This window comes from Aeromonas finlandensis, from assembly GCF_000764645.1.
GTDB lineage: Bacteria > Pseudomonadota > Gammaproteobacteria > Enterobacterales > Aeromonadaceae > Aeromonas > Aeromonas finlandensis.
Genome location: NZ_JRGK01000081.1, coordinates 22996 through 29523, shown reverse-complemented (window position 1 = coordinate 29523; position 6528 = coordinate 22996). Strand labels below are relative to the sequence as shown.

The following is a 6528-nucleotide window of genomic DNA, read 5'->3' as shown; positions in this document are numbered from 1 at the left end:
GGGCGCCGTCAGCCGCCCCAATAGAAAAAGGGCCACCCGAAGGTGACCCGTGGTCAATAAGGGGATATTCGCTTGCAACCGATCAGTTGAACGCCAGGAAGGGCGAGACGCAGAGTAGCAGGCCGGTGATGATGATGATGTAAAGGGAGGTGCCCTTGTACTTGTGCAGCGCCGGCACCTGATAGACCAGATAGGCCGGGATAAGGCAACCCACCATGCCGAAGATGGGGCTGCAGATGGAGGTGAAGCTCAGTACCGGTGCGTTGAGCACGATGGCTCCCCAGGAGAGCATGACGGTAAAGACCATGATGCCTTTGCCCACCAGATCCCGGTTGATGCGGTTTTCCGGCATCACGCGGCGCAGCAGGTTCATCGCCAGCCCCTGGCAGGCTTCACGAAAGCCCAGATAGACACCGAAGTAGGCGGTCATCACCGCGAAGATGTTGAGGGTCAGGCTGAGCAGCTTGAGGGTCTGGCCGGGCATCCCCTGGGCCACCATGGCCAGCGCGGAGATGTTCTCCTCGGAGGCTTTGACCGCCTGATCGTGGCCCATGGCAAGGGTGAACGAAACTGCGTAGAAGAACACCACCACGAACAGGATGCCGAAGGCGATGTTCATGGCGCGCATCGCCTTGAAGCGGGCCACTTCCAGTGACTTCTCCCGGGAGCGGTAGGAGATCACCATGGGGCTCAGGCTCTGGATAAAGAGGATGGAGGTGAGGGTGAAAGGGAGCATGATGATGGCATCCTTCATCCAGTCACCGGCAGCGGGTATGGCGGTGATGTTGGCCGCATCCCACTTGTCCACCATCATCAGGCCGAGCACTGCGACCACGCTGATCTTGGTCAGCACCATAAAGGTGGAGATCTTGAACAGCAGGTTCTCGCCGCGCGACGCCAGCGCCACCAGACCGCAGATCAGCACCAGACCGTAGAGGGGATTTTCGGAGAGCAGGCCGTCAGTGATGCCGAAGCTCTGCAGGAAGGAGGCGCTGTCATTGGTGATGGCGGTGGAGTAGACAAACACCCAGATCACCAGCATCACGAAGTAGAGGGCGCCGAGCAGTACACCCCAGTTCTTGCCGAGGTAACCGGTGATGACGCTGGGGTAATCCTTGCATTCCGGCGAGGTGGCCAGGGTGTTGATAAAGAGGCGCTGGAACATGTACATGGCCGGGTAGCCGATCACCGCAGAGAGCAGAAAAACCCACAACCCCATCAGACCCACCTGTACCGGCAGGAAGACGATACCTGCGCCGATAGCCATGCCGATGCTCATGATGATCCAGCCCCAGTCGGTGCTGTCGAAGCGAACCGCTTCTTTCCATTCCAGCGTGCCCATCGCGGGGCTGGCGAGTGTAGTGCTATGCGCGTCCATTAAAACCTTCTTTTTTGTAGGGGAGGGGAGAGCGGACGCAAATATAGTTGAGTGAATGCGCTGTAAACAATGCCCCAGACGGTACTTTTGTTTAAATCAGGATGGCGATCACGGTTTATATTGAGGCCATAACATGCCTATTTACGCCATTTTTGTATCTTTCTGTTGAATGGATAAAATAAAAAGCAAATAATGTTGAACGAAATGACATTAATAATTGCAAAAAAAATTGCACAAATAGGAGTGGCTATATGAAACGCATCATCACAGCAGCAGCGGCACCTGACGCTATCGGTCCCTACAGCCATGGCACTGCCTATGGCGACCTCATCTTCACCTCCGGTCAACTGCCGGTCTGCAAGCAGCAAGGTGGTGTGGTGGAAGGGGGCATTGCCGCCCAGACTCGCCAGTCACTGGAAAACCTGAAATCCGTGCTGGAAGCCGCTGGTGGTTCACTGGATACCGTGCTGAAAACAACCTGCTACCTCGCCGAGATCAGCGATTTTGCCGCGTTCAACGAGGTGTATAAAGACTATTTCCAGAAAGATTGTCCGGCGCGCAGCTGCTTCGCAGTGAAGGATCTGCCGATGGGCGTCAAGGTTGAAGTTGAAGCGATCGCCCATATCGCTCGTTAATGCTGATAAAAAGGTTCCAGTAATGAAACAAGCGTGGCAGCAGTATCTGCAGATTATTCAACAGGTTGTCAAACCAGCGCTGGGTTGTACCGAGCCAATTGCCGCCGCGTATGCCGCGGCTGTCGCCACCCGGCAGTTGGGGTGTGAGCCCCGCAGCCTCAAGGTCGCGGTGTCGGATAATCTCTACAAGAACTCGATGGGTGTCTATGTCCCGGGCACCGGCAAGATTGGTCTGGCTATTGCCGCCGCAGCCGGCGCCATCGGTGGCAATGCCGATGCCGGACTGGAGGTGCTGGCCGCCATTGGGCCCGAGCAGGTGATCAGGGCACAGGCGCTGATCGATGCCGGGAACGTGCAGGTGAGCCGCACCGCCGCACCCGAGTTCATCTACTGCCGCGTAACCGTGTTTGGCGCTGATGAGAACGGCGAGGAGCACAGCGCCGAAGTGACCCTGTGCGGTGGTCATACCCGCATCGTCGAGCAGCGCCGCGATGGTGAGGTCACCTTCACTGCAGATCCGAGCCAGAGTGGTGCCACTGGCGCCATCTGTGATGGAGTCGATATCAGCATTGCCGCCATTTACGAGTTTGCCACTCAGGTGGAGTTCGAGCAGATCAGGTTCATCCTCAAAGCCTCCGAGCTTAACGGCAAGCTCTCCGCCGAGGGGATGAACAACCCCTATGGCCTTGAGATCGGCCGCACCATGCAGCAGAACATCAATGCCGGTCTCATCGGCGAAGATGTGATGAACCGCATTGTGATGATGACGGCCGCCGCCTCCGATGCCCGCATGGGGGGGGCTACCCTGCCCGCCATGAGCAACTTCGGCAGCGGCAACCAGGGCATTGCGGCCACCATTCCGGTGGTGGTGATCGCCGAGTGTTACGGTGCCAGCGAAGAGCAGCTGGCTCGCGCGCTCATCATGAGCCATCTGGGCGCCATCTATATCAAGTCCCACTATCCGCCGTTGTCGGCCTTCTGTGGCAATACCGTGACCAGCGCGGCCGCCTCCATGGCCATGGTCTATCTGGCGGGCGGCAGCTTCGAGCAATCCTGCTTCGCCATCCAGAACGTACTGAGCGACAGTGCAGGCATGGTGTGTGACGGGGCGAAAGCTTCCTGCGCCATGAAGGTGAGTACCTCCTCCGGCGCAGCGGTGCGCGGCTTCCTGATGGCCCTCAACAGCCACTCGGTGTCGGGTCAGGGGATCGTCTCCGACAACGTGGATCAGACCATCCGCAACGTCGGCCAGATGGTGAAGGACGGCATGTCTGCCACAGACAGCACCATTATTGATATCATGTCCGCCTGATATCCCTGTCGGCTGCTGCACGGCCCCTATAACCGCTCATACAAGCCATGTGCCGCAGCCCTTGCAAGAAGGTCCCAATGTGAAGCTGCAAGAGTTGAGTCCGAGCGATTTCCAGATCCTCAAGTCGATGGAGAACATAGTGGACGGCATTGCCGCCATGTATGGCCAGCACACCGAAGTGCTGCTCCACAGCCTGGATGTGCGCAATCCCTCGATCATCAAGATTGCCAACGGCCATATCACCGGCCGCAGTGTCGGCGCCCCCATCACCAACCTGGCGATGATGAAGCTCAAGAGCGGGCAGGATATCTCCAGCCCCTACATGACCAAGTGCGCCACCGGCAAGACGCTGCGCTCCATCACCACCGTCATTCGCAACGGGGAGCACAGGGCCATCGGGCTGCTCTGCATCAACAGCGACATGGATGCCCCATTGCAATCCGTGCTGCGGACCATGATGCCGGAGTGCATGAATCTCCACGAGAGTCATGCCACCCCGGAGGTATTCGCTCGCAACATCGACGAAGCCCTTAACAGCACCATCGATACCGTCAGTGCCGAGGTGCGCGGTAACGAGGCGGTGCCCCCGTCCCAGAAGACCCGGGTCATCGTCAACCAACTGCATGACATGGGGATCTTCGAACTGAAAGACAGTGCTCAGATCGCCGCGCGCCAGCTCGGTATCTCGGTTCACTCTATCTACCGTTATCTGCGGGAGATCAAGAAGGGCTGAGTCGGTTCAACTCGGCCGCTCTGGTAGCAAACGGGTCAACGTTGGCCCGTTTTTTACGCCCTTTTGTTCCACCCTGTTTGCGTCATCCCCCTTGTCCATCTGCTATCATCGTCCCCCTTCATTTTTCTATCTATCTGAACGTGCTGGAGAAACCATGTCTCGACTCATCTATCTGCTGCGCCACGGCCAGACCGAATTCAATGCCGAGCTGCGTTTGCAGGGACGTTGCAACTCCGATTTGACCGACAAGGGTGAGGCACAAGCCATCGCCATGGGACGACGGCTTGCCGACGAGTTGGCGGATCCCGCCTGCTGGACCGTCTATGCCAGCCCGCTCGGCCGTGCCCGTCAGACCGCGCTGCTTGTGTGCGAGCAGTTGGGGCTGGCGGCAGATCGCATCGTCTGGGACGATCGGTTAATGGAGCTGGGTATGGGGGAGTGGGAGAGCTGCCAGATCCCGGCGCTACGGCTTGCTCACCCTGAACTTGATACCGGCAAGGGGGATTGGTATCTGCAGGCACCGGGAGCGGAGAGTTTCGAGAGCATACAGCGCCGCGCCCACCAGTGGTTGCTGGATCCAACGATCGCCGAGCGGGCCATCGTTATCTCCCACGGCTTGCTTGGCGCCATGCTGCGCGGAGTCTATGCCGATCTCGACTATGAGGCGACCTGGTCACAGGAGTTGCCGCAAGATGCTTTCTACCAGCTACAGGATGGCCATATTGTCCGGATTGCCTGCTGACTGAAGCCGGTGGCGGTGATCTTGCGGGGAATGGGGCGGAATGGGGTCAGGGGATAAGGATCCACTCTCGTCTGACCCCCTCGTATACCGAGGTCAGGCCATATTGTTGCCAGATGTCGGCCATAGCGTCATCGAAGACCCCCAGCGTGAGCGATGCGCGCAGGCGTTTCAGGGTGCCTGCAGGGAGTTGCGGGTTGCATGCCAGCCATCGTTCTACCCGGGCCAGCACCATCACTCGCTGGACCGGTTTGCCTCGGGTTGGGGTGGTTACCAGCTCGGGGAGCACATCACTGATCAGCAGGTCGAAGCGACCCGCTTGCAGCATGGCGATGCCCTGGCTGGCTTTGGGCAGCAGTTCGTAGTGAATGGCGGCGTTATCGAGCAGCTCCCTCAATTCGGCTACGTCGATAGCGCCAATGCGATAGTTGCGCAGCGCCTCGATATTGCTCAGCGGCGTGACGGTGCCCTGCCTTGCATAAACCGCCAGAGTAATCGGGGCAATGCGTGCCACATAACGCAGGGTTTCAGCATTTTCGGCTGAGAAGTGTACGCCCAGCCCGCAGCTGTTTGGTTCTGTGGCCACGATTTTGAGCAGGCGTCGCATCGGCTTGGCCTGAACATGAACCGCTATCTCTTGCTGCTTGGCCAGGCGGGCAAAGACATCGACATAAGGGCCACTCACCCCCTCGCCGTTGACCTGAATGAAGGGGGGGTAGGCGTCAGCATAGATGTTCACCACGGGCTCGGCCGATGCCAGTTGGCACCACAATGTCAGTAATATCCACCACCCTCTCATCGCCTCTCCTAAGGGTGTGTAACCAGCTCAACAGGGGTCTGCACGATACCGGGCAGGTCGGCTTGGGTCGTTTTCTGCGCCAGTGCTTTCAAGGCGAGATCGATCGCATATTGTGCCTGTTTGCCCGGATACTGGTCAGCCGTTGCCAGTATCTGTCCATCCTTGATGTAGGGGTGGATCCCCGGAATATTGTCGTAGCCGCCGATCAGCACCTTGCCCTTTAGCCCGAGCTCGGCGATGGCCTGGGCTGCGCCGATGGCCATATTGTCGTTGCCACAGAGCAGCGCCTTGACCTCAGGGGTCGCTTTGAGCAAATCGAGGGTTGCGCTCTTGCCTTGCGCAATGTCCCAGTAGCCGCTGCGCACTCCGGCGACGGACATGTCCGCGGCGCGCAGGGCAGCCCTGAATCCGTCGCTGCGAGCCCGGCTGTTGATGGCACCGGGAGGGCCTTCGATCAGTCCGACTTTACTGCCCGCCGGAAGCGCCTTGGCGACATATTCGCCGACGCTGCGCGCACCGGCAAAGTTGCTGGGGCCGACGAAGGGAATGTTGACCCCTTCCAGCACCAGTGCTCGGTCATCGAGTTTGTTGTCCATGTTGATGACCAGTATGCCTGCGCGGATAGCCTCCATCAGCACGGGGAGCATGGCGACCGAATCAGTCGGCACTACGATCAGCGCATCCACTTTCTGGGTAATCATTTTGCGGATGAGCGCCTCCTGACCGCTGACATCCACCTCCTGTTGAATGCCTTCAAGCTGTAGTGCCAGAGCCTCAGGATGGGCTTGGGCATAAGCCTCTGCCCCTTTCGCCATCTCGATAAAAAACTCATTACGGACAGACTTCAGTACCACGCCGATGGTCGGTTTGGCTGATACCTCACTGGCCGCAAACAGTGCCACGGCCGCCCACAACAAGCATCTCTGCCATCT

7 protein-coding genes are annotated in these 6528 nt (G+C 58.7%); 4 read left to right on the top strand and 3 right to left on the bottom strand.

What is annotated here, in order from left to right; genetic code table 11:
* Positions 1-82: 82 nt before the first annotated feature.
* Complete coding sequence (locus LD28_RS0109460; protein WP_206538742.1) at positions 83-1378, bottom strand: SLC5/6 family protein; 1296 nt, start codon at positions 1376-1378, stop codon at positions 83-85.
* 251 nt (positions 1379-1629) lie between these two features.
* On the opposite strand from LD28_RS0109460, the gene LD28_RS0109455 reads away from it, so the two are divergent.
* The 4 genes from LD28_RS0109455 (at position 1630) to LD28_RS0109440 (ending at position 4800) form a co-directional block, all read left to right on the top strand.
* Positions 1630-2013, top strand: a complete 384-nt coding sequence (locus LD28_RS0109455) for a RidA family protein (protein ID WP_033136725.1) — start codon at positions 1630-1632, stop codon at positions 2011-2013.
* 22 nt (positions 2014-2035) lie between these two features.
* On the top strand, positions 2036-3325 hold the full coding sequence (locus LD28_RS0109450) for an L-cysteine desulfidase family protein (RefSeq protein WP_033136724.1): 1290 nt from the start codon (positions 2036-2038) through the stop codon (positions 3323-3325).
* 79 nt (positions 3326-3404) lie between these two features.
* Entirely contained in the window at positions 3405-4058 is a 654-nt protein-coding gene (locus tag LD28_RS0109445) for a helix-turn-helix transcriptional regulator (protein ID WP_033136723.1), read from the top strand.
* A 154-nt stretch (positions 4059-4212) separates the two neighbouring features.
* Positions 4213-4800 (top strand): histidine phosphatase family protein, encoded by a 588-nt coding sequence (locus tag LD28_RS0109440; RefSeq protein ID WP_033136722.1) that lies wholly within the window; start codon positions 4213-4215, stop codon positions 4798-4800.
* A 46-nt stretch (positions 4801-4846) separates the two neighbouring features.
* Here the strand turns inward: LD28_RS0109440 and LD28_RS0109435 are convergent, their stop codons facing one another.
* Entirely contained in the window at positions 4847-5536 is a 690-nt protein-coding gene (locus LD28_RS0109435; protein WP_156120164.1) for a type 2 periplasmic-binding domain-containing protein, read from the bottom strand.
* 68 nt (positions 5537-5604) lie between these two features.
* Complete coding sequence (locus LD28_RS0109430; RefSeq protein ID WP_241462278.1) at positions 5605-6498, bottom strand: sugar ABC transporter substrate-binding protein; 894 nt, start codon at positions 6496-6498, stop codon at positions 5605-5607.
* Between the last annotated feature and the right edge of the window lie 30 nt (positions 6499-6528).